Origin of the sequence: Pseudofrankia coriaricola (genome assembly GCF_032027725.1) — a bacterium.
Taxonomy (GTDB): Bacteria; Actinomycetota; Actinomycetes; order Frankiales; family Frankiaceae; genus Pseudofrankia.
Genome location: NZ_JASNFO010000050.1, coordinates 44,416 through 70,339 on the forward strand (window position 1 = coordinate 44,416; position 25,924 = coordinate 70,339).

20 protein-coding genes are annotated in these 25,924 nt (G+C 71.2%); 4 read left to right on the plus strand and 16 right to left on the minus strand.

Features of this window, described 5'->3' with window-relative positions; all coding sequences use genetic code 11:
• Positions 1–267 precede the first annotated feature (267 nt).
• Both QOZ89_RS26255 and QOZ89_RS26260 read right to left on the minus strand, forming a co-directional pair.
• Positions 268–2,907 (minus strand): bifunctional acetate--CoA ligase family protein/GNAT family N-acetyltransferase, encoded by a 2,640-nt coding sequence (locus QOZ89_RS26255; protein ID WP_071050505.1) that lies wholly within the window; start codon positions 2,905–2,907, stop codon positions 268–270.
• Positions 2,908–2,983: 76 nt separating this feature from the next.
• Positions 2,984–4,303, minus strand: a complete 1,320-nt coding sequence (locus QOZ89_RS26260; protein ID WP_312625934.1) for an acetoin utilization protein AcuC — start codon at positions 4,301–4,303, stop codon at positions 2,984–2,986.
• 125 nt (positions 4,304–4,428) lie between these two features.
• Between QOZ89_RS26260 and QOZ89_RS26265 the strand changes: the two genes are divergently transcribed.
• Positions 4,429–6,423 (plus strand): acetoacetate--CoA ligase, encoded by a 1,995-nt coding sequence (locus QOZ89_RS26265; RefSeq protein WP_083419098.1) that lies wholly within the window; start codon positions 4,429–4,431, stop codon positions 6,421–6,423.
• 465 nt (positions 6,424–6,888) lie between these two features.
• Here QOZ89_RS26265 and QOZ89_RS26270 read toward each other — a convergent pair whose 3' ends face one another.
• The 12 genes from QOZ89_RS26270 to phnG all read right to left on the minus strand — a co-directional run bounded on the left by QOZ89_RS26270 (position 6,889) and on the right by phnG (position 18,323).
• Positions 6,889–8,157, minus strand: coding sequence for an RNA polymerase sigma factor (locus QOZ89_RS26270; RefSeq protein WP_083419069.1), 1,269 nt, complete (start codon positions 8,155–8,157; stop codon positions 6,889–6,891).
• A 493-nt stretch (positions 8,158–8,650) separates the two neighbouring features.
• Positions 8,651–10,120 carry an amylo-alpha-1,6-glucosidase gene (locus QOZ89_RS26275; RefSeq protein ID WP_071050506.1) on the minus strand — a complete coding sequence of 490 codons (1,470 nt, stop codon included), beginning with the start codon at positions 10,118–10,120 and terminating at the stop codon, positions 8,651–8,653.
• 120 nt (positions 10,121–10,240) lie between these two features.
• Complete coding sequence (locus QOZ89_RS26280; RefSeq protein WP_071050507.1) at positions 10,241–10,855, minus strand: GyrI-like domain-containing protein; 615 nt, start codon at positions 10,853–10,855, stop codon at positions 10,241–10,243.
• Between the two features lie 23 nt (positions 10,856–10,878).
• Positions 10,879–11,472, minus strand: a complete 594-nt coding sequence (gene phnN / locus QOZ89_RS26285) for a phosphonate metabolism protein/1,5-bisphosphokinase (PRPP-forming) PhnN (protein WP_071050508.1) — start codon at positions 11,470–11,472, stop codon at positions 10,879–10,881.
• On the minus strand, positions 11,469–12,644 hold the full coding sequence (locus tag QOZ89_RS26290; protein ID WP_071050509.1) for an alpha-D-ribose 1-methylphosphonate 5-triphosphate diphosphatase: 1,176 nt from the start codon (positions 12,642–12,644) through the stop codon (positions 11,469–11,471). Before QOZ89_RS26290 ends, phnN begins: the two co-directional genes overlap by 4 nt.
• On the minus strand, positions 12,641–13,417 hold the full coding sequence (locus tag QOZ89_RS26295) for a DUF1045 domain-containing protein (protein ID WP_116271632.1): 777 nt from the start codon (positions 13,415–13,417) through the stop codon (positions 12,641–12,643). Before QOZ89_RS26295 ends, QOZ89_RS26290 begins: the two co-directional genes overlap by 4 nt.
• Positions 13,414–14,181 (minus strand): phosphonate C-P lyase system protein PhnL, encoded by a 768-nt coding sequence (gene phnL / locus QOZ89_RS26300; RefSeq protein WP_071050510.1) that lies wholly within the window; start codon positions 14,179–14,181, stop codon positions 13,414–13,416. The genes QOZ89_RS26295 and phnL overlap by 4 nt, the downstream gene beginning before the upstream one ends.
• 7 nt (positions 14,182–14,188) lie before the next feature.
• Complete coding sequence (phnK, locus tag QOZ89_RS26305) at positions 14,189–14,968, minus strand: phosphonate C-P lyase system protein PhnK (RefSeq protein ID WP_071050511.1); 780 nt, start codon at positions 14,966–14,968, stop codon at positions 14,189–14,191.
• A complete protein-coding gene (locus QOZ89_RS26310; protein WP_083419070.1) occupies positions 14,965–15,930 on the minus strand; it encodes an alpha-D-ribose 1-methylphosphonate 5-phosphate C-P-lyase PhnJ in 966 nt (321 codons plus the stop codon). Before QOZ89_RS26310 ends, phnK begins: the two co-directional genes overlap by 4 nt.
• On the minus strand, positions 15,927–17,147 hold the full coding sequence (locus tag QOZ89_RS26315) for a carbon-phosphorus lyase complex subunit (protein ID WP_083419071.1): 1,221 nt from the start codon (positions 17,145–17,147) through the stop codon (positions 15,927–15,929). The genes QOZ89_RS26310 and QOZ89_RS26315 overlap by 4 nt, the downstream gene beginning before the upstream one ends.
• A gap of 4 nt (positions 17,148–17,151) precedes the next feature.
• Entirely contained in the window at positions 17,152–17,796 is a 645-nt protein-coding gene (gene phnH, locus QOZ89_RS26320) for a phosphonate C-P lyase system protein PhnH (protein WP_071050512.1), read from the minus strand.
• A complete protein-coding gene (gene phnG, locus QOZ89_RS26325) occupies positions 17,793–18,323 on the minus strand; it encodes a phosphonate C-P lyase system protein PhnG (RefSeq protein WP_083419072.1) in 531 nt (176 codons plus the stop codon). The genes phnH and phnG overlap by 4 nt, the downstream gene beginning before the upstream one ends.
• A 152-nt stretch (positions 18,324–18,475) precedes the next feature.
• Between phnG and phnF the strand changes: the two genes are divergently transcribed.
• The 3 genes from phnF to QOZ89_RS26340 all read left to right on the plus strand — a co-directional run bounded on the left by phnF (position 18,476) and on the right by QOZ89_RS26340 (position 20,604).
• Positions 18,476–19,231 (plus strand): phosphonate metabolism transcriptional regulator PhnF, encoded by a 756-nt coding sequence (gene phnF, locus QOZ89_RS26330; RefSeq protein ID WP_071050514.1) that lies wholly within the window; start codon positions 18,476–18,478, stop codon positions 19,229–19,231.
• Between the two features lie 32 nt (positions 19,232–19,263).
• Entirely contained in the window at positions 19,264–19,407 is a 144-nt protein-coding gene (locus QOZ89_RS26335) for an antitoxin VbhA family protein (RefSeq protein ID WP_157910558.1), read from the plus strand.
• Positions 19,408–19,815: 408 nt separating this feature from the next.
• Positions 19,816–20,604: a Fic family protein gene (locus tag QOZ89_RS26340; RefSeq protein ID WP_071050515.1), complete on the plus strand. Its 789-nt coding sequence runs from the start codon at positions 19,816–19,818 to the stop codon at positions 20,602–20,604.
• A 180-nt stretch (positions 20,605–20,784) separates the two neighbouring features.
• Here the strand turns inward: QOZ89_RS26340 and QOZ89_RS26345 are convergent, their stop codons facing one another.
• Together QOZ89_RS26345 and QOZ89_RS26350 are read right to left on the minus strand one after the other, a co-directional pair.
• On the minus strand, positions 20,785–21,567 hold the full coding sequence (locus QOZ89_RS26345) for a DUF1883 domain-containing protein (RefSeq protein WP_071050516.1): 783 nt from the start codon (positions 21,565–21,567) through the stop codon (positions 20,785–20,787).
• A gap of 102 nt (positions 21,568–21,669) precedes the next feature.
• A complete protein-coding gene (locus QOZ89_RS26350) occupies positions 21,670–25,758 on the minus strand; it encodes a vitamin B12-dependent ribonucleotide reductase (RefSeq protein WP_083419073.1) in 4,089 nt (1,362 codons plus the stop codon).
• Between the last annotated feature and the right edge of the window lie 166 nt (positions 25,759–25,924).

Sequence of the window (25,924 nt, forward strand, 5' to 3'; positions counted from 1 at the left end):
GTGGAACCGGGCCGAACCCTGCGGCCCCCGCGCGACAGGGAACGAGTTCTCGGCGAGCGCCGAAGACGCCCGACCAGCCCGTCAGCCCACCCACGCTGCCGCCATCGGCGACCGGTTGGTCCCGATTCGCACCATCTGGTATCCGCGGCGACATACAGACGTCACAATCCGCGCCGCATGCCGTCGTCGATGCAGGCGGTCCGGTGAAGTGTGAGCCTGCTGACGATGTCGCCGGATGGCGTCAGCGAACGACGTCGACGGACGGCGTCAGCGGTCGGCACCGACGCTCGGCATGGGAGCCGTCCAGTACCGCCGCGGGCCGGCGTCGGCGCGGCGCGACGGCGGCCCGGTGACCACCTCCGCGGACAGGACGGCCACGCCCTCCGCCGACACGATCACCGGATCCAGGACGAGCCGCGCGACGTCGGGCAGGTCGTCGGCGAGCCGGGCGACCCGCAGGATCGTCTCCCGCAGCGCCGCGACGTCCACCGGCCGCGAGCCGCGGTACCCGGACAGCAGCGGAGCTCCCCGTACCGATCCGAGCAGCCGGTCAGCGTCGACATCGGTCAGCGGCAGGATGTGGTGCGCCCGGTCACCGAGCAGGTCCATGGCCGGTCCCGCCAGCCCGAAAGACACCAGCGGCCCGTAGCGGGGGTGCTCCTCGGAGCCGAGCACCACGGCCACGCCGGCGGGCGCCATCCGCTGCACCACCAGCGGTACGTCCGGCCCGACCTGGGCACGCAGGGAGGCCCAGGCCGCCCGCATCGCCGTCTCGTCCGGAAGCGCGAGGCGCTGGCCGCCGAGCTCGGGGCGGTGCCGGTAGGGCCGCGACCTGGCCTTGAGCACCGCGGGCCAGCCCAGCCGGTGGGCGGCGCTGACCGCGGCGTCCTCGTTCTCCGCCCGGATCACCGGCTCCACGGACACCCCATAGCAGCCGAGCAGGGCGGCGCCCTGCGCGTCGTCGAGCCGGCCCACCCGGCCAGCCACCAATGCCCTCGCCGCGTCGACGCGCACGCTGAGCACCGGAACGGCTCCGAGCGGGCGCGACCGCCATTCCGCGTAGGCCACGACGCGGCGAAGCGCCGCGACGGTCCCCTCCGGCGAGGGGTAGGCCGGCACCGGGCCGAGCTCGGGAACCCGCGCGCCGCCGAGCACGCTTGCCAGCACGGGAATGTCGAGACGCGCGGCCGCCGCCGCGACCGCCGCGGCCAGCGGGGCGATCGGCAGTGGCGGCAGCGGGGCGACGGTGACCATCAGCGCGTCCGACCGCTCGGCGGCCGACAGCATCGCCTCGGCGTGCAGCTCCGGGGAGCTGCCGAGCTTGAGCAGGACGGACTCGACCGACAGGCCCACGGCCTCGGCGGCCTCGACCGTGAGACGGACCAGCGCGCGTGAGTCGCCGACGACGGTCACCCGGTCGCCCCGGGGCAGCGGCTGACTGGCGAGCAGCTGCGCGACGTCGAAGCCCGCCGAGACCCGGTCGACGGCGATCACGCCGGCCTGCCGCAGCAGCGCCGCCTCCAGCTCGGAACGCCCCGCGCGCACGACCACGACCGGGAGGGAACGCCCGGCCCGGCGGGCGAGCCGCGCGAACTTGCGCGGGTTGCCGAAGGTCTCCAGATGCAGCAGCGCGACGTCGGTCGCCGGGTCGTCCTCCCAGTACTGCAGCATGTCGTTGCCGCTGACGTCGGCGCGGTCCCCGGCGGAGACGAACACCGACAGCCCCAGGCCGCGGGTCTCCGCGGCGCCCAGCATGGCGGCTCCCAGCGGCCCTGACTGCGAGTAACAGCCAATCCGTCCAGGTGGTGGCATCTGGGTCGTGAGCGAGGCGTTCAGGCCCACCGCCGGGCTCTGGACCCCGAGGCTCGCCGGTCCCACGACCCGCATGCCCGCGGCGCGGGCGGCGCCCGCGAGCGTCGCCTCAGCCGGCTCGTCGCGCAGGTCCGTGATCACCACCAGGCCACGCACACCGTGGCGCCCGCAGGCAGCGACCGCCTCGCTGACCTCCGCCGGCGGCACGCACAGCACCGCGAGGTCCACCGGTCCGTCGACGTCCTCGACACTGGCGAAGGCCCGCACCGACGAGACGGCGCCCGACGCGGCGGCCGCCACCGGGTTCACCGGGTAGACAGGGCCGTCGAACCCGGCGCGCAGCAGGTTGCGCAGCACCGCGTTACCGGTCGCGTCGTGGCGGCGGGAGGCACCGATCACCGCCACCGCGCGGGGGCGCAGCAGCCGTCCGATGGAGGCCGACTCGGCCCGGTGCTCCCGGGCGCGCATCACATCCACCGATCTCTCGGTGGGGGCGATGTCGAACGACAGCCGCACCGCGCCGGATTCCCAGGTTCTGGACACCTTGTAACCGGCATCGAGGAAGACCCGGGTCATCGTCTGGTTCTCGGCCAGCACCTCCGCGTCGAACCGGCGGATGCCGCGTTCCCAGGCCGCGGCGGCGAGGTGCTCCAGCAGCACGGAGCCGAGTCCTCGGCCCTGCTGGGCGTCCTCGACGAGGAAGGCCACCTCGGCGGCGGGGGCCGGACGGATGATCGGCGTGTCCCGGCGCGTCTCGGCGGCCACCGCGGGCGGCGCGGCAGCGGCCTCGTCCGCGGGCAGGCCCTCCCAGTGCGCGAGGGCGACGAGGTCGGTGCCGATGAGCGCGACGAGGGCGCCGCGCACCGACTGGTCAACGATCGTGAACCGATCCACGTCCGCCTGGGTCAGCCCCCGGCGCACCCCGAAGAACCGCAAGTAGATCGAGCGTTCCGACAGCCGCTCCCAGAAGGCCAGGAGCCGCGGGCCGTCGGACGGCAGGATCGGCCGGATGTGCGCGGTCCCGCCGTCGGCGAGGATCACGTCGGCCTCCCAGCCCGCCGGGTATCCCGGTGGGAGGACCGCCTGCTCAGTCACCAGCGTCGCTGAAGGGCAAAGGGCGTGCGAAGATGTTCTTCCCTCGCACGCCCCGAGGGCACTGTTCCCGGGATCACTAACGGTCACGGAGCGGGTCGAGGCCGTTCAGTGGCAGCACCTCGCGACGGGTGGCCGCGACCGCCCGGTCGAGCGGGTCGTCCGGGTCACCCTCGCCGGCGTCCCATGGGTGACAGGCGACCGGCCCGCCGCCGTCGCCGAACGCCGCCGGCATCGCCACGCCCCGCCCGGGCGGGCGCAGCGTGGCCGCGTCCACCCGGCCGGGCGCGCTCTCGCGCCACTGTTCCGGCAGCGGGCGGTCCACCGGCAGCGGTGCGTGCGCCGCGATCGCCAACAGGTGGGTCCAGGCCCGTGGAACGACGGTCTCCAGCGCGTATCCGCCGCCGCCGCAGGCGAGCCAGCGCCCGCCCGCGACCTCGTGCGCCAGCTCGTGCAGTGCCAGGTAGGAGGCGCGCTGGCCGTCGATGGTCAGCCGCAGGTCGGCGAGCGGGTCGAGGCGGTGGGTGTCGCAGCCGTGCTGCGTGACCAGCACGTCCGGGCGGAACTGGCGCAGCAGCACCGGCACCACTCCGGAGAACGCGCGCAGCCAGCCGGCGTCGTCGGTGCCCGGCGGGAGCGCCACGTTGACCGCGGTCCCCTCGGCGTCGCCGGTCCCGACCTCGTCCGGGAACCCGGTGCCGGGGAACAGACTGCGGCCTGTCTGGTGCAGCGAGATCGTGAGCACCCGCGGGTCGCCGTAGAACGCGGCCTGCACGCCGTCGCCGTGGTGCACGTCGATGTCGACGTAGGCCACGCGGCGGGCCCCGGCCGACAGCAGCCAGGCGATCGCCACCGCCGGGTCGTTGTAGACGCAGAATCCGCTCGCGCCGGCGCGCATCGCGTGGTGCAGGCCGCCCGCCAGCGCCACCGCGTGCTGATGGGTGCCCGACCACACCGCTCGCGCGGCGGCCAGCGTGCCCCCGGTCACCGCGGCGGCCGCCTCGTGCATCCGCTGGAACACCGGGTTGTCCGCGGTGCCGAGCGCGAACATCGCGGCCAGCCGCGGGTTGGCCCCGCCGGGGGCACCCACATGGCGGACCGCGGCGACGTAGGCGGGGTCGTGCACCAGCTCGATCAGCTGGTCGGACGCGAGCGACCCGGCGGCGGTCGCGACGCCCGGCGCCTCGAGCACGCCCGCGCGCGTCGCCAGATCCATGGTCAACGCGAGGCGCACCGGGTGCAGCGGGTGATGCGGGCCGAAGTCGTAGCCCAGCATCGCCTCGTCCCAGACCACCAGCGTGTCCTGACCGGTCCCGGCGGGGTGGCGGGGCTCACCGCCACTACCGGGCCGGCCGGCGATGGGGGCAGGCCCGTCGCTCACGCCGCCGATGGTCTCCATAGGGCGAAGGTAGTCCCCCCGGCACGCATCGCGACGCCCATCGCCCGTCTTTGACCGTCACATGGTGGTCGGGGTGGAATGCCGGAACCGATTGATTAGGGTCAGGTCACGTGGCGGGCAACGAGATGGCGCAGACCTCCGACGAGGGCACAACCGGGGTGGTGCGGGCCGGCACGCTGCTGTGGGAGCCCCCGGCCGAGCGGGTGCGCGATGCCGGGGTGACGCACTACCTCGATTTCCTCGCCAGTGAGCACGGCCTGTCGTTCGCTGACCCGCGGGACCTGTGGCGGTGGTCCGCCGCCGAGCCCGGCGCGTTCTGGGAAACGATCTGGAACTTCTGCGGCGTGCGCGGCCAGCGCGGCGACGGCCCGGCGCTGGCCGACGCGCGGATGCCCGGCGCGGTCTGGTTCCCCGGGGCGAAGGTGAACTACGCCGAGAACGCCCTGAGCCGCCGCGGCGGGGAGCCGGCGCTGATCGCCATCAGGGAGGACGCGGCGACCGTCGTGATCTCCTGGGACGAGCTGCGCCGCCAGGTGGCCAAGTGCGCCGGGGGGCTGCGCCGGCTCGGGGTGCACCGCGGTGACCGGGTGGCCGCGGTGCTGCCGAACTGCGCCCACACGGTGATCCTCATGCTTGCCACCGCGAGCATCGGCGCGGTCTTCTCGAGCTGCTCGCCGGACTTCGGCCCGTCGGGGCTCGCCGACCGGTTCAGCCAGATCGCGCCGAAGGTGCTGGTCGCCGTCGACGGCTACACCTACAACGGAGTCCAGCACGACATCCTGCACAACATCGCCGAGCTGGTCGAGGTGCTGCCCGGCCTCGCCGCGACCGTCGTCGTGCCGTATGTGGCCGCCGACGTCGTCGAGCGCGCCGAGCGCCTGGCCCTGCCGGGGATGACCTGGTGGGACCAGCTGGTCATCGGCCTGGAGGAGGTGCCCGAGTTCGAGCCGATGCCGTTCGCCGCGCCGCTGTGGATCCTCTACTCCTCCGGCACCACCGGGCTGCCCAAGCCGATCGTGCACAGCCACGGCGGAATTCTGCTGGAGCACCTCAAATCGCTCGCGCTGCACCTGGATCTCGGCCCCGACGACCGCTTCTGCTGGTTCACCACCACCGGCTGGATGATGTGGAACTTCCTCGTCTCCGGTCTGCTCGTCGGGTCGACGATCGTGCTCTACGACGGCAGTCCAAACTTCCCCGATTTGTCGACGCTGTGGCGGCTGGTCGAGGCGCTCGGCCTGACCTGTCTGGGCGTGTCGGCCGCATTCCTGCACAGCTGCCTGGGCCGAGGGCTCTCCCCGTGCGTGGTCGCCGACCTGTCGACGCTGCGGACGCTCGGGTCGACCGGCTCGCCGCTGTCCACCGACGGCTATGCCTGGGTGTACGACTCGGTGAAGCCGGACGTGCTGCTGACGTCGATCAGCGGTGGTACGGACGTGTGCGGGCCGCTCGCCGCCGCGTTGCCCACCATGCCGGTACGCGCGGGCGAGATCGGGCTGCGCGCGCTCGGCTGCGCAGTGGACGTCTTCGACGAGCAGGGCAGGCCGGTCGTCGACGAGGTCGGCGAGCTGGTGGTCACCGCGCCGATGCCGTCGATGCCGCTGCTGTTCTGGGGCGACCGGGACGGCTCCCGGCTGCGGGAGAGCTACTACTCGATGTATCCCGGCGTGTGGCGGCACGGCGACTTCGCGCGGCTCACCCTGAGCGGGGCCGTGGTCATCGAGGGCCGCTCGGACGCGACCCTGAACAGGGGTGGCGTCCGGCTCGGCACCGCGGAGCTGTATCGGGTGGTCGAGCGGTTCGAGGGCATCGCCGACAGCCTGGTCGTCGACACCTCCGGCCCGAGCCAGACCGGCCAGCTGTTCCTGTTCGTCGTCCCGACCAGGCGCGGCAGCCTGACCCGGGAGATGGGCGAGGCCCTCAAGGCCGAGATCCGCGCCGAGCTCTCCCCGCGGCATGTCCCCGACACCGTCATCGAGATCCTCGACGTTCCCCGCACCCTCACCGGCAAGAAGCTGGAGGTCCCGGTGAAGCGCCTCCTGACCGGCGTCCCCCTCGACCGCGCCGTCAGCCTCGCCGCCGTGGCCAACCCGGAGGCCCTCGCGCCGTTCATCCGGTAGGTGTGTTGCTGGTTCGGGTGCGATCCGCTTGAGCGGTCCGACCACCACAGCACGCCTGTGTGGGGAGTATTTCGGTTCGCTCTCGGCCCGGACGATGTAGCGGGCTGGGGTGGAAGGTTGTTGCTGGTTCGCTCCGTGCGGGCGGCGCGCTCCGGCCCCGTACTCGCTTCGCTCCCACGGGACCTCCGCGCGCCGTCCTCCTCCGCTCACGGGCGCTACGGCGACCTCCGCTGCGGCCCACCCACATCGCTTCGCTCGTAGGCAGGCCTCCGCGGAGGCGCGCCTCTGCGCCGCACGGTCACCCGCCGATTTAGCGTCACCAAGCCAAGCCCGGGCCGGCGGACCACTTCGCTTCGCTCGTGGGGGCCTCCACGCCGCGGGCTGTCCGCTGCTGAACGTTGCAGACCGCTACACGAGGAAGGCCCGCCCCCCGTTCGGGGGCGGGCCTTCTACTACCTGTTCTTGCTAGTCCAAGAACTCGCGCAGGCGACCGGCCACGGCCGGCTTGCGCAGCTCCCGGAGAGTGTCGCGCTCGATCTGGCGGATGCGCTCGCGGGTCAGACCGAGGCGGTTGCCGACCTCCGCGAGGGTGTGCTGCTTGCCGTCGGCCAGGCCGAACCGCAGCCGCATCACCTCGCGCTCGCGCGGTGACAGGTTGCCGAGAACGTTGTCGATCTCATCCTGCATGGCGCCGTATGAGGCGGCGTCCGCCGGCGAGGTCGCGTCGGCATCCTCGATGAAGTCGCCGAGCACGGAGTCGCCGTCGTCGCCGACGGTCGTCTCCAGGCTGACCGTGTCCTGCGCGTAGCGGCGCAGCTCCACGACCTGCTCGAGCGGCATGTCCAGCTCCAGCGCGAGCTCCTCGTCGGTCGGCTCACGGCCGAGCGAGGAGACCAGCTGTCGCTGCAGCCGAGTGATCTTGTTGATCTGCTCGACCACGTGGACCGGGATGCGGATGGTGCGGGCCTGGTCGGCGAGAGCCCGGCCGATGGCCTGCCGGATCCACCAGGTCGCGTAGGTGGAGAACTTGTAGCCCTTGGCGTAGTCGAACTTCTCGACCGCGCGGATCAGGCCGAGGTTGCCCTCCTGCACCAGGTCGAGCAGCGTCATTCCCCGGCCGCTGTACTTCTTCGCGACCGAGACGACCAGGCGCAGGTTCGCCGAGACGAGCTGCTGCTTCGCGGCCTCGCCATCGCGGACGAGTCGCTTGAGATCCCGACGCAGGTCGGGCTCGAGCTCCTCGGCCGTGGCCAGCTTGTGTTCCGCGAACAGGCCGGCCTCGACGCGCTTGGAGAGCTCTACCTCCTGAGCGGCGTTGAGTAGCGGGACCCGGCCGATCTCGCGCAGGTACATGCGCACGAGGTCGGCGGTGCCCGCATGCTCGGTCGTGGTCCGGCCGGTCGTCCCCGCGGGCTCGGAGGATCGCTCCTCCTCCTCGAGGACGTCGACACCGGCAGCCGTCAGCCGGGCGACCAGCGCCGGCAGAAGCTCGGTGCCGACGTCGGCGGACTCGAGAGCCTCGCGCAGCTCGGACCGGCTGACCTCGCCGGACTCGCGGCCGCGCGCGATCAGGTCGGCAACCGCGCTGACGTCGAGCTCATCGATGTCCTCAGCAACCGCCGTCAGCGTGCGGCCGGTGGAGGAGCGGGCAGCGGCAGTCGACCGACGCGGGCGCCGCGCGCTGGTACGCGCGCGCGGGGCGTCGTCGTGAAGTTCCAGAGCAGGCAGCGTCATCAGTGATAGATCCGAAGGTCGGTGCGGGTGGGTCGTCGTCCTTGCACGTGGAGGTAACGTCTGACGACGCGAACCAATTCCCCGCGCAGGCACAGCCGGACGGCAGCGAACGCCGGGCCTACGCCGCAGTGTAGACCCTCACCCTCGGAACACTGAACCCGCTTGTCGCGAAGACTACCCCGCAGATCGGCTTCTGTGGTCAGAACAACCAACTATCTAGGTAGCTCTTCCACGGCTCCAGCGCACCTCGGTAGCGTTAAGTAACGCCACGAGGCAAGGCCAACACCCTCGGCACAGAAAGCTACGTCACGCCGTGTGGCCCAGCCCTCCCTCGGACATCCCGTTGCCCGACGCAGACGGAGTACCCGGCGTGCCGCGCATAATCGGGCCAATCGACGTGACCCACGCCACATCTAAGCGACACGCCGTCAGCCCGCCGAGCAGCGCGGGGCCGACCGCGCCGACGCCGGCCGGCCCCGCCTGGCCGCGCGGCCTAGCCGCGCGGCGAGGAGGGCAGCTCGTCGCTGGCGCGCCGGGCGTCCGGCACCCCGGACACCCCCAACCGGGAGGCCGCGCGCGCCGCGGTCGCCTGGATCTCCGGCAGGTCCGGCCGCGCCAGCAGGTCGACCAGCAGCGCCGCCGTCCAGGAGAAGCTGTTGCTGCCGGCGCCGGAGCCGTCCAGTGGCGAGTAGTACTCGAACATCTGGCCCGAGCTGGAGATCAGGTTCAGCACGCCCGCGCGCAGCTCCCGGGCGGCGTCCAGCCGGCCGTAACGCTCCAGGCCGTCGGCGAGCAGCCAGTTGATGTTGATCCACACAGGACCCTGCCAGTAGCACCGGGGCAGGAAAGCGGGGTCGTCCGCGGGCACGCTCGCCACGCCGTAGCGCGGCCAGTACCGCGGCGACGTCATAGCCTTCACCAACCCGTCGACCCGTTCCTCGGGAACGACGCCGGCATACAGCGGAAGGAAACCGCCGACGGTCTCATGCTGGAGGAGCTCGCCCGTGCGGAAGTCCCGGCTGTAGTACGTCGACTCCGCCCAGAGCCGCTCCATCGCCTCCCGGCAGCGGCGCATCGAGCGGGTCAGCCGCTTCGGCAGCTTCACCCCGACCTCGGCGGCGATCTCGACGAGATGGTCGTTGGCCCGCACCAGGATCGCGTTGAACGCGACGTCCTGGACCAACGGCACGTCGGTCTCGCGGATGCTGCGGAACGAGTAGCTCGACCGGCGCAGCTCACGGACGACGCGGTACAGCGTGAACAGGTCCGCCGAGGTGAGCCGCTCCTCGACCGGCACCTCCTTGGCGTCGCGGCGCAGTGCGTCGAGAGCCTCCGCGGTGCCCAGCCGGCGCAGTACCTTCACCCGGCGCGGGGTGATCGGCAGCGTGGCCTCCATCCACGGCGGCGTGTTGTCCATCCCGGACTCCCATGAGTGCACCAGCGTCACGAGCCCGTCGTCGTCGGGGTCACGCTCGGTGTGCAGGAACTGGTGGAAGCGGATCAGGCCGGGAAGCAGGGCGCGGTAGAAGTCGGCGCGGGACCGCGGGTCGAGCATCTCGCCCACCCGGACCGCAGCCTCGGCGATCATCGGGGGCTGCGTGATACCGGTGCTCTGCGCGCCGGACGCCGTCGTCACGAACCGGTCGCAGCGCCAGCGCTGCGGGCCGGCATGGTAAAAGTCGTCGACCTCGGCGAAGATCACGTGCGGAATCATGCCGTTCGGCCATTGACCGCGCAGCAACGAAAGCACCTCGGCGGCGGCCCGCGCTGGGTCGATGTGACGCAGCCCGATCGCGATGAAGCAGGAGTCCCAGAGCCACTGATGTGGGTAGAGCGTGGGAGATGGCCTGGTGACGTCGCCGAGGTCGTTTCCGCGCAGTACCTCGAGCGCGGTCGCGCGCAGGGTCTGCAGGCTAGGGGACAGCGTGGGAACGGGGGCACCGGTGGACGTCGGAGCGGGCATCGTGCGAGGGTATCCACCTTCTGTTGCGCCGAAGCTTCGTACCGGGTAGAAGCCGGACGGACACGGAGTTTCCTGCCCCGTCCGGACCAGTTCCGCATCTATCAGGTCAAAATGGCAGATTCAGTCCGCGAACGGGCCGATGTGGTGCGCCCGCTCGCGTTGATCCACATCTGGATATGCGGCGCACGCCAACGACCTGTCCCGCTGATGCCCGATCGTCCTGTCGATGACAACCGAGGTCCGCGCGCCGACGATCCGTCGGCGGACTGGCGGTCGCTCGCTGAGAAGGTAGAAGACCGTCGTCTCGAGCCGCGACGGATCATCAGACCAGTCGCCATAGACCTCCCACGAGATTCCCGCAAACGTTCTGCCGGTCCGAGCGCGCCAGGCATGGATCGCGTCATGCGTCCGGCGAAGCCGGTCATAACCGCCCCTATGCACAGCAGTCGCGACCTCACCCGCGGGCGTGTCCGCCGGGACGACCTCCCCCGCGGCGTGGAACACCCGGATCACCTCGACCCCGAACTCGACCTCCATCGCCGCGTCCGTGCCTGTCGGGTGGTGGTACGGGAAGACGTTGTGCCCGTCGGTGCGCAGCCCCGGGCGGGCACGGAGGAACGCCCACACCTTGTCGAGCGCCGGCCCCCACGCCGTACCCACCGAGCCGATCTCCACGCGCCGGCGGACGACAGCCAGTCGACGACCTGGAACGACCTGAACATCGACGTTCGTCATGCGTCCCTCAGCCTTTCCGCCGTTCAGAGGGCGGCCGTCGGGCAGCCCGCCGCGTCGCGGATGATGCGCACCAGCTGAGCGCCGCCGTCCGCGAGTGAGCCGTCGTTCTCGATCACCGCGTCGACCCGGTGGCCTGGGGCCGGGTCGGGACGGGCCAGGCGCTGCCCGATACCGGGTTCGGGCTCGCGGCGGCGGGCGCGCAGCCGCTGCGCGCGTACCTCCTCCGACACGGTCACCCGGACCACGACGAACCGCCGGTAGCGGCCGGCGAGCTCGTCGATCACGGCGCGGGAGACGTTGGCGACGACGACGCGGCCGTCGCGTACCTCAACGTCAGCCGACGCCAGGATGCCGTAGCGAAGCCCGTGCGCGTGCCAGTACACGGCGAAGTCACCGCGTTCGCTGGCCTGGGCGAACTGCTCCTCGCTCACCGGCTCGTGATCCTCGCCGGGACCCGGCGGCCGGGTGATGACGCGTCGGGGGAAGCTGGCGAGGGCCCCGGAATGTTCGCGGGCAAACGACAGCAGGGCATCCTTGCCGACGCCGCTGGCGCCCACGACGGCCACGAAGGCACCGGGGCCGATCAGCGCGGCGTCGGAGCCGATCGGCTCGCTCACGTCACCCGCACCCCCTCCCGGTACACGCCGCGGACGACGGGCACGCGCAGCCCGCGCGGGTGGTGCTCGGTGCCCGGCAGGTCGTGCGCGCCCACCCGCACCAGGTCGGCGCGCCTGCCGACCGTGATCTCGCCGCGGTCGTCGAGGCCGACCGCCCGCGCCGGGTTGCCGCTGACCAGCGCCGCGCCCTCGGGAAGCCCGATCGCGCCGTCGGCGGCCAGCTGGAACACGGCCTGCAGCGGGCTCGACGGCACGTAGTCGGAGGACAGGATGTGCAAGAGCCCAAGTCCGAGCAGCTCGGCCGCGGCCACGTTGCCCGACTGACTGCCGCCGCGGACGATGTTGGGGGCGCCCATGACGATCCGCTGGCCGTGCTTTACGGCCTCGCCGGCGGCGAGCACGGTGGTCGGGAACTCGGAGATGCATCCCCCGAGCGCGACCGACTCGGCGACGTGGTCGGGCGTCGCGTCGTCGTGGGTCGCCAGGGTGATCCCGCGCTCCACGGCGAGCCCCGCGATCGCGCGGCGGTGCTTGTCCGCGTAGAGCGCCGACTGCTCGAGCAGGGGGGCGACGAAGGCGTCGAACTCGGACTCCGCGACGTAGCCCATGCCGACGTGGAACCGCTTGAACACCTCGAGGTCGGCGTACTGACGCTGGCCGGGGGTGTGGTCCATCAGGGAGACCAGCTTCACGTACGGGTCGTCGGCGAACTCGCCGAACGCGTCGAGGCAGTTCGGCGCGGACACCTCACAGCGCACGTGGATCGCGTGCTCGGCGCGTGTCAGGCCGGCGCCGGCCGCCAGCTCGATCGTGTCCGCCAGGTGCCGGGCGGTCGCGGCGGCCGCGTCCCTCTTGTCATCGGCGGAGGAGCCGATGCGCACCGCGTCAAACACCGTGGTCGCGCCGCCGGCCGCCAGCTGCGCGTCGCTGGCGAGCACGGCGGGCAGGGGATCCCACCGCACGCCCGGCCGCGGGGAGAAGTGGTACTCCAGGTGGTCGGTGTGCAGCTCGACCACGCCGGGCAGCAGGTAGTCGCCGTCCAGGTCCTCGCCGGCCGCGGCCGGGTCGGAGCCGATGTCGGCGATCAGGCCGTCGCGGATCAGCACCGAGCCGGACAGGATCTCATCGGCCAGGACGATGTGGGCGTTGCGGAGCACAGTTTCGCGCGTCATCGCGTTCCTTCGCTGACTGTCGAGACTTCGGCGGGTGCGGGTGCGGGTTTGGGTGCGGGTGCGCGGACCGGCCGCAGCGGGTGCAGCGCGCGCAGCGCGAATGGGGCGCCGGGCTCGGCCTCGGTGAACAGGGCGAGTGCGTCGACGGGCACGGTGGCTCCGAGCGAGGCGGCGAACCAGCCGCTCAGGGCACGTTCCACGGCCGGCTGCCGCCCCGGCGCGATGCGGTCGGTGAGGGTGAGGTGGAAGCGGAACTCGTCGAGCACGTACGGGTAGCCCCAGGCCCTGAGCAGTTCGCGCTGGCGCGGCGTGAGCGAGGCCGGCCTGCGGCGGGCAAGCTCGGCCTCGGTCGCCGGGGCGCGGAACCCGTCGAAGCCGGTCACCACCGCCTCGGCGAGTGCGTACAGTTCCGCTGCCTCCGCTCCTGGCACCAGGGCGAAGAAGTCGCCGAGGCGGGTGAGGGACAGGCGCGGGATCATCACTGCGGCGCGGCCCGCGGCAAACCGCGCCAGGGCGTCGTCGAGGTCCTCGGGCGTGCGGCCCTCGGCGAGGCGGAACGGTGCCTTGAGCGTGGCGTGGAAGCCGTATCGGCGCGCGTCGACGGTCATCGCGTCGACGGTCTCGCGGGTCCAGCCGGCGGGGACGCCCGGTGTGACCGGCTCCCCCGAGACGCCGCGGCCCAGCCATTGCTCGGCCTTCTCGCGTAGCTCCCCGGCCACGGCATCCATGGAACCGGTGCCCGGCGCCGCGTAGATCGCGAACCGTGCGGTCACGCCGCCGCTCCGACAGCCGGGGCGAACATCTCGACTCCGACGACGCGGTCGGCGACGGCGTCGCGCACCGCCGCGTCGTGGAAGATGCCGAGCATGGCGACGCCCCGGGCGCGCTTCTCGCGGATCAGCTCGGTGACGACGTCGCGGTTGCGCGCGTCGAGCGAGGCGGTGGGCTCGTCCAGCAGCAGCAGCGGCAGTTCGGTCACGAATCCACGCGCGATGTTGACGCGCTGCTGCTCGCCACCGGAGAAGGTGGCCGGCGGCAGGCTCCACAACCGTTCGGGGATGGCGAGCCGGGTAAGCAGCTCCGCCGTTCGCTCGCGTGCTTCCGCCGCGGGAACGCCGCGCTCGACGAGCGGCTCGGCGACGACCCGCAGGGCGCCCACGCGGGGCACGCAGCGCAGGAACTGGCTGACGTACCCCATCGTGTCGCGGCGGGCGCGGAGCACCTGGCGCGGGTCCGCTGCGGCGATGTCGATGACACTGTCGACGGCACCGTCGACGGCACCGTCAACATCGCCGCCCGGGCGCCTCAGAACAATGGCGCCGCGGTCGGCGGCGTAGTTGCCGTAGACCATCTTGAGGATCGAGCTCTTGCCCGCGCCCGAAACTCCCCCGAGCGCGACGCACTCGCCGGCACGCACCTCGAAGGTGAGCCCCCGCAGCACGGGCAGCCGCTGGCCGCCCTGCAGATACATGGTGAAGGTCTTGTCGACGCCGGAGACGGCGAGGATCGGCGGCGCCGCAACCGCTGGAACAGCCATGGTCGGATCACCCCTGGAGGATCGAGGAGACGAGGAGCTGGGTGTAGGCGGCCTGGGGGTCGTCGAGCACCCGGTCGGTGAGGCCGGACTCGATGACGCGGCCGTCCTTCATCACCAGGGTTCGGTGCGAGATGAGCCGAGCCACCGCCAGGTCGTGCGTGACGATGATCACGGCCAGGCCGAGCTCGGCCACGAGCGAGCGGATCAGGTCGAGAAGGCGCGCCTGCACCGACACGTCAAGGCCGCTGGTGGGCTCGTCCATGAACACCAGGCGTGGCGAGACGACGAGGTTGCGGGCGATCTGCAGGCGCTGGCGCATGCCGCCGGAGAAGGTGACGGGAGCGTCGTCGATGCGATCGACGGGGATCTCCACCCGCCGCAGCCACTCCGCCGCGGCGGCGCGGATGCGGCCGTAGTGGCGCCAGCCCGTCGCCATCAGCGGCTCGCCCACGTTGCCGCCCGCGCTCACATGCATGCGCAGCCCGTCGGCGGGATCCTGGTGGACGAAGCCCCACTCGGTGCGCCACAGCCGGCGCACCGCGCTCTCGCCGATCTCGGACAGGTCCGCCGCCCAGCCGTCGGCGGTGCGGTAGCGGATGCTGCCCTCGGTCAGGCTGAGGCGCTGGGAGAGCGTGCCGAGCAGCGTCGACTTCCCCGATCCTGACTCGCCGACCACGGCGATCACCTCGCCGGGCCACAGGTCGAGGTCCACGCCGCGGCAGCCCCAGCGGTCGCCGTAGCGGTGGCCCGCGTCGCGGACCTCCAGCAGAGGTTGCGCGCCGCTCACGCGGTCACCTCTTCGTCGACGTCGACGTCGATCGCGGCGGCGGCCGCGCGTTCGCAGTGGTCGGTGTCGGAGCAGACGAACATCGATCCGCCGACGTCGTCGGTGATGACCTCGTCGAGGTAGATGCCGACGGAGCCGCAGATCGCGCAGGGCTCGTCGAAGCGCCGCGGTTCGAAGGGGTGGTCCTCGAACCCGAGGCTCTCGACGTCGGTGTAGGGCGGCACGGCGTAGATGCGCTTCTCGCGCCCGGCGCCGAACAGCTGCAACGCCGGATTGCGGTGCATCTTCGGGTTGTCGAAGCTGGGGATCGGGGACGGCGCCATGAGATAGCGGCCCGCGACCATGACGGGGTAGTCGTAGGTGGTCGCGACGTGGCCGTACCTGGCGATGTCCTCGTACAGCTTGACGTACATGAGCCCGTAGTCCGCCAGGGCGTGCAGACGGCGGGTCTCGGTCTCGCGCGGCTCCAGGAACCGCAACGGCTCGGGCCCCGGCACCTGGTAGACGATCGTCTGCCCTTCGGCCAGCGGCGTCTCGGGAATGCGGTGGCGGGTCTGGATAATGCTCGCCTCGTCGGTGCGCGTCGTCGTGCGCACCCCTGCGACGGCGGCGAAGAACGAGCGGATCGACACGGCGTTGGTGGTGTCGTCGGCGCCCTGGTCGATGACCTTGAGCACGTCGTCCGGCCCGATGATCGCGGCGGTCACCTGGACGCCGCCGGTACCCCAGCCGCGCGGCATGGGCACCTCGCGCGAGGCGAACGGCACCTGGAAACCGGGGATGGCGACGGCCTTGAGCAGCGCCCGGCGGATCATCCTCTTCGTCTGCTCGTCGAGGTAGCCGATGTTGTAGCCGCTGGGTCCCGGGGTCCCCGCCGGGTCCGCGACAGGGTTCCCGCCGGAGCGGCGCAGCCCGGGGTCCGTGCCATCTGGGAGGTCCGCGATCGGGGAGGTCTGGCTCATGCTGGTGCCTCCGTGAGGGTGAGCTCTCGGCCGGCGGGTGTCCCGTCAGCCGAGGCCCTGGCTTGGCCCGAGATGACACCGACCGCGCCGGCTGGCGCTGGGTTGATGGGCCCGGCGGCGCCCGGCCCGGCGGCGGCACGCTCGCGGAACTCGGCCTGCAGGCGGCGGACAAGCCCGAGCTCGGCCTGGAAGTCGACGTAGTGCGGCAGCTTCAGGTGCTCCACGAAGCCGGTGGCCTGCACGTTGTCGCTGTGGCTGATCACGAACTCCTCGTCCTGCGCCGGGGCGACGACACGCTCGCCGAACTCGCTGGCGCGCAGCGCCCGGTCGACCAGCGACATCGACATGGCCTTGCGCTCGCCGCGGCCGAAGGCCAGCCCATAGCCGCGGGTGAACTGCGCGGGGGTGTCGGCGTTGCCCTGGAACTGGTTGATCATCTGGCACTCGGTGACCTCGACGCGGCCGAGAGGGACCGCGAACCCGAGCTCGGGTGCCTCGAACTCGACCTCGACCTCGCCCACGCGGATCTCGCCCGCGAACGGGTGCGTGCTCCCGAAGCCGCGTTGCGTCGAATAGCCGAGCGCCAGCAGGAACCCCTCGTCGGCGCGGGCGAGCGCCTGCAGCCGCCCGGCGCGGCTCATCGGGAAGACGGGGGGCTCCCGGGTGAGGTCGGCCGGCTCCGGGTCGCCGGTGCCTGTGCCGGGTGCATGGTCGGGTTCGATGAGCGCGCTCGCGCCGAGCAGGTCGGTCACGCGCGGCATCTCCGGCCGCGGTCCGGCCGCCGGGCCGGCCGCCGGGTCGATCCGCGGGCCCCCGGTGTCGCGATCGGTGAACAGCCGGTGGGTGTAGTCGAAGGTGGCGCCGAGCTGCTGGCCGCCGGGCAGGTCCTTGAAGGCCGCCGAGATGCGGCGCTGCGGGGGCAGCCCGGCCGTGTCCACCGGCAGCGTGTAGCCGAAGCGCGGCAGGGTCGTGCGGTACGAGCGCACCAGCGTGACGGCCTCCAGCACGTCGCCCTGCGCCTGCAGGATGGCGCGCGCCGCCAGCTCCGGGTCGTACAGCGACCCCTCCGTCATGACGCGCGCGACCAGGACCCCGAGCTGGCCGGCGACGGCGGCCCGCTCGATGCGCGGCAGGCCCAGATCCCCGCGCCCCTGCTTGGCGAGCAGAGCGTGGGCGTTGGCGATGGCGCGTTCCCCGCCCTTGACCGCGACGTACATCGACTCAGTCCTCCTGTCCGGTGTCGGCGGCGAGGCGGGTGGTGCGCGGCAGCGCGGCGACCGCGCCGGAGCCGACCAGCAGCAGGTCGACGCCACGCGGGAAGAGCTCCGCGTTGCGGCGCCACGCGTCGGCGAATCCGTCCGGGGCCCAGGGGGCCGCGAGCGTGGCGACCCCATCGATGCCGGGCCCCCGCGCCGTGAACCGGGCCGGCCCCGCGCAGCCGCGGATGTCGAGCACGACCGTGGCCGACAGGTGGGGTGCCTCATCCGTGCCGAGTGCCAGCGACGCGAGCGGCGGCAGCGTCTCCGGGGCGGCAATGACGAAGCCGGCCGCCGCCGGGCCGTCGGCGCGGCGCGCGCCGGTGTGGAACGCGAGCCAGGCGGCGGTCTCGGCGTCGCGGCCGAGCGCCCCGCCGAGCCAGACGGCGCAGTCCTCGTCGAGCAGGGCCAGCGCGACGGCGGCAAGGCCCTGACCGAGCACGGTGGGCGCCTGGGCGGGCCCGGCCAGCGGGTACGAGCGCGTGGGGTGGGCGAGGGCGTCGAGCACGGCGCGGAAGGCGCGCTGCGCGTCACACGTGGGGTCGGCGAAGCCGGGCGCGGGCAGCGTGGGCACAGGAACCGCGGGCACGAAGCCCGCCGCGGGGGTCATTCGTGCTCCCGGGCGACGGAGAAGAAGTCGACGTGCGTGCTGCGCGCCTCGGCGCCGCGGATGCCGTCACGTTCGACGTGTGCCTGCTCGAGCGGCGCGATGACCTCAGCCAGGACCCGCTCGCGCTGCTCCGGGTCGGCCAGCAGGCCGTCGAAGATGGCCGCGAGCCGGGCGTGTTCGAGGTCGGTGCCGAGCACGTAGGAGGTGCCGACGGCGTCGGTGGCCAGCGGCTCGCCGTGCAGGCGCACGGCGGCGCGGGTGACGGTGGCCTCCCCCAGGTTGAAGCGCGCCCCGCCGCCGTCGATGCGCGCCCGCACCATCACGAGCCCCGCCTCGGGACCACGGACCGCCTGCACGGCCGGCTTCGGTGCCCAGCCCCGCCAGGCCGCCGAGAGTGCGTCCCTGCTGGCCATCGCGAGCGTCCGCATCCACCGTTGCCGGGCGGCCACTGCCTCACCGGGAGCCTCAGCCTCACCGGGAGCCTCAGTCTCGCCGGGGGCCTCAGTCGGGAGCGTCTGTGGTGTCACAGCATCCTCCGTCAAGTTGTCCAGCTATCTAGACAACTTGACAGTACCCCAACACGGGGAATTGGCGCTACGACGCATAAGTAGCGATCTGTCCGACAGCAGATGAACGCCCGGGGAACGCGGCGGCGGAGGTGGGTAGAGTTCCGAACGCCATGACGACACAGAGCAGGTCCCCCAGCGGATATGCCACCTGGCGGCTCATCGCCGAGGAGCTGCGCCGGGAGATCGTCGGCGGCGCGCGGGCGGCCGGCGCGAAGCTCCCACCCGAGGGCGAGCTCGCCGAGCGTTTCGGCGTGCACCGCAACACCGTGCGCCAGGCCGTGGCCGCACTGGCCGCCGAGCACCTCGTCGTCTCCCGCCGCGGCAGCGGGACCTACGTCGCCGAGCACACCGTGCTGGTGCACCGCATCGGCGCGCGCACCCGTCTCAGCGACAGCCTGGGCAGCCGCGGCAACGCCTCACGCCGGCTCCTCGCGTCAGCGGTCGAGCCAGAGCCACCCGCCGAGGTCACCGAGCGGCTCGCCCTCGGCGGCGGCGCGGGCCTGCGACTCGAGACCGTGGTCTCCGTCGACGGTCTCCCCATCTCGCGCGGCACGCACTGGTTCGCGGCCGACCGCGTGCCGGGGCTCGCGGAGCGCTTCGACGCCACCGGGTCGATAACCGCGGCGCTGCGGACCGTCGGGATCGACGACTACATACGGGCCGCGACCACGGTCAGCGCGCGGCACGCCAGCGCGGCCGAGGCGGCCGATCTGTCGCTGACGGCCGGATCGGTCGTGCTTGTCACACGGTCCCTCGACACGCTGACGGATGGCACGCCGCTGCAGCTCGGCATCACCCGATTCGTCGCCGCCCGCGTCGAGCTGGACGTCGGCCACCCGGACCTCGACCTCGACGGCTCGGCGTAACAAACCCACGGCATGGCGAACGGGCGCAGGCGGTGATCGAGGCCGCCGCCTCGCTGCGCGCGGAAGGGCTCGATGCTGACCCGGACGTCACCGCGATCACTGGCCGGTGGGCCCGCGGCGAGATCAGCACGACACAGATGCGGGAGTCGGTCCGCCGCCTCTACGGGGCACGGTGACCGATGATCCCTACACCAACCCGGCCGACGGAGTCCTGCGCAACTGCCTCGGCATCACCGACCCGGCGCGGCTCCGCAGGGCCGGGTCGGGCCTGGCTCAGGCAGCCCTCGCGGACCTGGCGATTCCTGGTCTACCTGTAGCTGCGATCTGGACCACCTGCGCAGATTCCACCGCGAGATCGGCGCCTCGGTGTCCAGCACACGGGCGTCGGCATCGACCTGACGAGAATCTTGGCGCGGCGCGCGGGTGGGAGCCACTGCCCGGCCGCGGCCACTCGACTGGGTACTCCGCTTGGGGCGGTGCGTGCGCCGGTCAAGCACCTGGATGTCCCGCCGTCCCCGTATCGTTGGATCACAGGCCGGGTCGCGACGCGCAGCCGGTCCTGCAAGGTCCCGGAAGGTGCGATCATGCCGACGAGCAAGGCCATGCTGGGTGCCCTCGGGTTCACGTGGGACCGGTCCGCGGTGCGCCGAGACATTCCGAGGTTCTCGGTCGAGCGCGCCATCTGGCGCTTCCAACGGTCGCTCCCCGAGTATGTATGGGACGCTGCGGTGCTCGAGGGCAACCCGTTCACCTACCCCGAGGTCCAGACGCTCCTGGACGGGATCACCGTCGGCGGCCGAAAGATCAGCGACGAACGGCAGGTCCTGAACCTCGCCGAGGCGGCAGGCGAGCTTGCCCAGCTCGTCAAGACGCACGAATTCCGCCTGTCCAAGAAGGTCTCCGACCGTCTCCAGCTCCTGCTCGCCCGTGACGAGGCACTGGAGTCGGGCCATTTCCGCGGCGAAGGCAAGGAGACACTCACCCCGGGTGTCAGCCTTGGGGAGTTCGGCCGTTACTTCCCCCCCGCGACCGAGCGCGGCGGCCAGAACCTGCGCCGCATCCACTCTCAGGGGCTGGAGTTCCTCACGGCCGACGTGGACGAAGAGTTCGAGCAGGCGATCGCCTATTTTCTCTTCGGCTCACTACAGCAGTTCTACTACGACGGCAACAAGCGCACCGCGCGCTACATGATGAACGGCCACCTCATGTCCCAGGGCATGGACGCCATCAGTGTCCCGGCCGCGCGCCGCCACGAGTTCAACGCCGAGATGGTGGACTTCTTCCGCCACAAGGACGGCACTGGCATGTTCGGCTTCCTGACATCCTGCCGACTCGCCGCGGACGATGGGGTGCTACCGCCGAGCGGCAGCTAGCGCCTTCCGGACTGCTGGCACAGGACATGGCCGTCCAGCCCGGACATGTACCGGTCGAGGAGCACCTCGGGTTATCGCAGGAACGTGCACCACGACGTTGATATCGACGTCACGGGCGTTGACTTCGATATCGTAGTCACGACTCATGACGTCAATATCGAAGTCGGTATGCCCGCACCGTCACACAGACTTCACTGGCCGCACAACTTCGATGATCTCCGTCGCGATCTCCTCGATCGTAAACTGCCCGGTGCTCCTCGCGATCTTATCCACCAGCGAAGGACTTGCGGCCATTACCTGGTCCTTCGTGATGTTGTGCCAGATCGGCAGCAGGCTCTGCTCCCCAGAGACGTAGCGGGTGACAAGCCCATCCAACTCGTACTGGGGCCAGCCCTTCCTGAAGAAGGACTCCGAAAGTACCACAACGCCGAAGCGACTCCGCGCGAGTCCCCCATCGATCTTGCGCCTCAAACTGTCACCAATCTTGAGTTCAAGCGTGTCGAGCCATACCCTCAGTCCTGCCCGACGCAAGTACTCGGCGAGCGGTGTTGCAACTGCAGCCTTGTCCTCGCTCGCGTGGGAGATGAAGACATCCCACCATTCGTCGTCGTGGACGACCTCCGCGGGAGGTGGGTCGTCGAGCCGGATCCGACTCAACGGAGCGGCGTCGGCGACTGGACGGAGTGGCGCCAAGGGTGGCGGTTCCACGGACACGTTTGCGCGAGTCCTTCCTTGTAGACCCATCAGGTCAATGGTCGCGTACCAGCGACCATTGCTCGGGACAGGAAGTCGTACCGGCGATCGCTTGGCGAGGCCACCCGAATAGCGATGACGGCGGCCACTCTTGAACGCTTGGAAGTTGCTGGAGTCCATGAGTCGGACATTCGCGGCACTGCCCTGCAAAGAAATGACAACTACCGAGCCGCGCTTCAGATGACCAAGATCGTAGTAGTTCAACGCCATCTAGCCGATCTTTCTCGCCGTGGCGATGGGATAAGCCCTGGGTAGGCACGACCGCTAGCGCCTACCCAGGGATTGTTGCATCCGCTGCAATATTGCTTGTACCTAACTGCAGCCGCTGGTGGAGCCGCACTGTTCGCAGACGTAGCAGCTGCCGGCCGGGCGCATCGTCACGCCGCAGGTGAAGCACAGTGGGGCGTCTACCGCCGTCTGCGCGAGCAGCGACTGACCCGGCGCGGCCGCGCGGAGCTCCAGCTCGACGAACTCAGGCCCGTGCGCGCGCGCCGCCGCCGAGGCGGCCGGGCCGGCGGGCGTGGCCGCCTCGGCCCCGGCGGGGCCAGCCGTCGGCACGGTCAGGTCCTCGTCGGCGGAGGCGGCGCCCCCGCCGTACTGGGTGGAGACCTGGCGGGTGCGCTCGGAGGCGGTCAGGATGCCGAGCTCGGCGCGCTGCTCCTCCGAGAGGTAGTCCAGCGCGAGCCTGCGGAACAGGTAGTCCAGCACCGACTGGGCGATCCGGACGTCCGGGTCGTCGGTCATGCCGGCCGGCTCGAACCGCATGTTGATGAACTTCGAGACGTAGGTCTCCAGCGGCACGCCGTACTGCAGCGCTATCGAGATCGCGATCGAGAACGCGTCCATCACGCCGGCGAGGGTGGAGCCCTGCTTCGACATCTTGACGAAGATCTCGCCGAGGCCGTTGTCCGGGTAGGAGCCGGCTGTCATGTAGCCCTCGGCCCCACCGACCGAGAACGACACCGTCTGCGACGGCCGGATCTTCGGCAGGCGTCGCCGCACGGGCCGGTGGTCGGCCGGCGTGGCCGCGAGGGCGGTCCCGCTCGTGCCCGCGATCGACTCGGCGATCGCCTTCGCCTCGTCCGCCGACCGCTTCGCGCCCCGGACGTCGGTCAGCGGCTGGCCGACCTTGCAGTTGTCCCGGTAGATCGCCAGCGCCTTCAGGCCGAGCCGCCAGCCCTCCAGGTAGATCTCCTCGACCTCGTCGACCGTGGCCGACTCCGGCATGTTCACCGTCTTCGAGATCGCCCCGGACAGGAACGGCTGCACCGCGGCCATCATCCGCACATGGCCGATCGGCGCGATCGCCCGCTCGCCGATCGCGCAGTCGAACACCTCGTAGTGCTCGGGGCGCAGGCCGGGCGCGTCGACGACGTGGCCGTGCTCGGCGATGAACTCGACGATCGCCTCGACCGTCTCCTCCGCGTAGCCCAGCGCCCGCAGCGCGGCCGGCACCGTCTGGTTGACGATCTTCATGCTGGCGCCGCCGACCAGCTTCTTCATCTTCACCAACGCCAGGTCCGGCTCGATGCCGGTCGTGTCGCAGTCCATCGCCAGGCCGATCGTGCCCGTCGGGGCGAGCAGGCTGGCCTGCGCGTTGCGCCAGCCGTTCTTCTCGCCGACCGCCAGGCACTTCTCCCATTCCTTGGAGGCGACGGCGAGAATCCGCGCGTCCTCGGCGTGCGAGCTGCGCACCGCGTCGTTGGCGGCGGCGTGCTTGCGCATCACCCGACGGTGGCCGTCGATGTCCCTGGCGTAGCCGTCGTACGGGCCGACGACGCCGGCGAGCTCGGCGGAACGGCGGTAGGCCGTGGCGGTCATCAGTGAGGTGATCGCGGCGGCGAGCGTGCGGCCGCCCTCCGAGTCGTAGGCGCGGGCGCTGGCCATGAGCAGCGCGCCCAGGTTCGCGTACCCGATGCCCAGCTGGCGGTAGGCCCGGGTGACCGCGGTGATCTCCGGTGTCGGGAAGTCCGCGAAGCAGATCGAGATGTCCATCGCGGTGATGATCAGCTCGACGGCGTGGACGAACCCCTCGACGTCGAACGTGCGGTCCGCGCGCAGGAAACGCATCAGGTTCAACGACGCCAGGTTGCAGCTGGAGTTGTCCAGATGCATGTACTCGCTACACGGATTACTGGCCGAGATCCGGCCGGCGTCCGGCGTGGTGTGCCAGTCGTTGATGGTGCCGTCGTACTGGATTCCGGGGTCTGCGCACTCCCAGGCGGCCTTGGCGATCTTTCGCATCAGCTCGCCCGCGTCCACGGCCTCGAGGACCCGGCCATCCAGGCGCGCGCGCAGGTCGAACGTGGCACCGGCCTCGACTGCGCGCATGAAGTCGTCCGTCACCCGCACCGAGTTGTTCGCGTTCTGGTACTGCACCGACGCGATGTCCTTGCCACCCAGGTCCATGTCGAACCCGGCGTCACGCAGCGCGCGGATCTTGTCTTCTTCGCGCGCCTTCGTCTCGACGAACTCGACGATGTCGGGGTGGTCGACGTCCAGTACCACCATCTTCGCGGCCCGCCGCGTCGCCCCGCCCGACTTGATCGTGCCCGCCGACGCGTCCGCGCCGCGCATGAAGCTGACCGGCCCGGAAGCCGTCCCTCCGGAGGACAGCAGTTCCTTCGACGACCGGATCCGCGACAGGTTGAGCCCCGAGCCCGACCCGCCCTTGAAGATGAGCCCTTCCTCGCGGTACCAGTTCAGGATCGATTCCATGTGGTCGTCGACCGCGAGGATGAAGCAGTTGTGCACTCGCACGCCATTCGAGAGGTACTCGCCACTCTCGGTTTGAATGTCGTACACCGGCATACGGCCGAGCGGCTCGACCCGGTCGATCACCAGAGTCTTGACCTCGTCCGCACCGTGGCCGGACAGATCGAACGACCTCTCCAGCTTCGTCGCCTTGGCCGGGTCGATGAAACCAATCTCGTCAGCGAAGATCCGCCGGTCGCCGGCGTTCTGGAGCCGGATCCCCCAGGTGTCGTGCCGGTCGGGGCGCGGGTCCGCCTTGCGTCCGACCCGCGCGAAGATCCCGAACCGGGCGAGCAGCGCCTGTACACCCCGGACCAGTTCCTCACAGATCATGTCGAGGCCGACGAGGGTAGAGCGCTCCCGGGCCGAGACGTAGCCCTCGGCTTGGAAGAGGCTGCGCAGGTAGGCGGCGGCCACGGGCAGCGGGGCGGCGAGCAGCCGCTCCGGCACGCGCATGTCCGCGCCGCGAGTCCGCAGACCCCACCGGGTGACGAACTCGTCCAAGCAGCTGCCGTAGAGCCGAAGACGGCGGCAGTCGAGGGTGTTGTCCTGGGTAACCACCCTCCGCTCGTGGCGGTGGACATCCGGAAACACGACGTCGATGGCAGCTGTCACCCACGCGCGCTCCGCGTCGGTGACCGTCATCGCCTCGATGGTCAGCGAACGGTTCGTTCCCTCGTACTGCCCGACGAAGCCGTCCGACTGCAGCCAGCCGGCAAGGGCCGCCTCGGCAATCTCCCTTGAGGTGATCTCGCGCTCCCCGGGAGCAACGGTCCGGTGCCACTGCAGCTGGTCACCGGCCCGCAGGCCACCGGCGGGAACGAACGCACCGCCGTTGCCCGGGCGTCCGCGCCAGACGAGGTGGTCCCCGGTCACATCGAGAGCGTGGCCGGCCTTCGTCCAGATACGCAGAACTTCTTTGACGCCATTGGACTTCGTGGCGACGACCTTCGTCAGGCCGTGGGCGTCGAAAACCTTGGTGCCGACCCGGTTGTTCTCGACGAGCTCGCCGATCGGAATCAGGCCTTCGGGCGTGCTCACCAGCGCGTCGTAGGGCTGGCACGCCGAGACCTGCTGCGGGGCCGTGGTTCCGACGTTGAACCAGACGGGGCTGTTGAAGCTGAACATCTGGTGCAGGAGCATGTGGGTGAGCTCGTGCTCGAAGATTTCCGCGTCCTCGTCGGAGGCGAAATAGCCGTTCTGGCGGCCGGCCTTCCCGTACGACCCGACGACCCGGTCGATCAGCTGGCGCAGCGACGACTCGCGCTGCGGGGATCCGACCGCGCCGCGGAAGTACTTGCTGGTGACGATGTTCGACGCGTTGATCGACCAGGACTCCGGGAACTCGACGCCACGCTGCTCGAAGTTGATGGAGCCGTCCCGCCAGTTGGTCATGACGACGTCCCGCTTTTCCCAGGTCACCTGGTCGTACGGGTGCACACCGGGCTTGGTGTTGCGGCGCTCGATCCGCGGGCCGGTCGCCCGGCCGGCGCCGGCCGTGCCCGCTCCACTGGCCGGGCCGTCGCCCGCGTCGGGGACGGTCGCGGCTTTGCGCGCCGCCTCGACAGGGACGGCGGGCTTCCCGACGGTCGAGGCGGCCTTACCGTTGGAGCTGGCCTTCTGCTTCGTGCCGCGGGTCTCCGTCATGACGCTCCTCAGCTCTGCTCGTCTCTGGGGCCGATCGCGGGCATGCCGAAGAGGACCGGCGGCCACGCGACCCGGATCCGGCCGGAGGATGCGCGGTCACGTCTTACCGCATATCCGCAGGCCTCTGATACTTCGACCGAAGGACGCGTGATCATGATATCTCGCG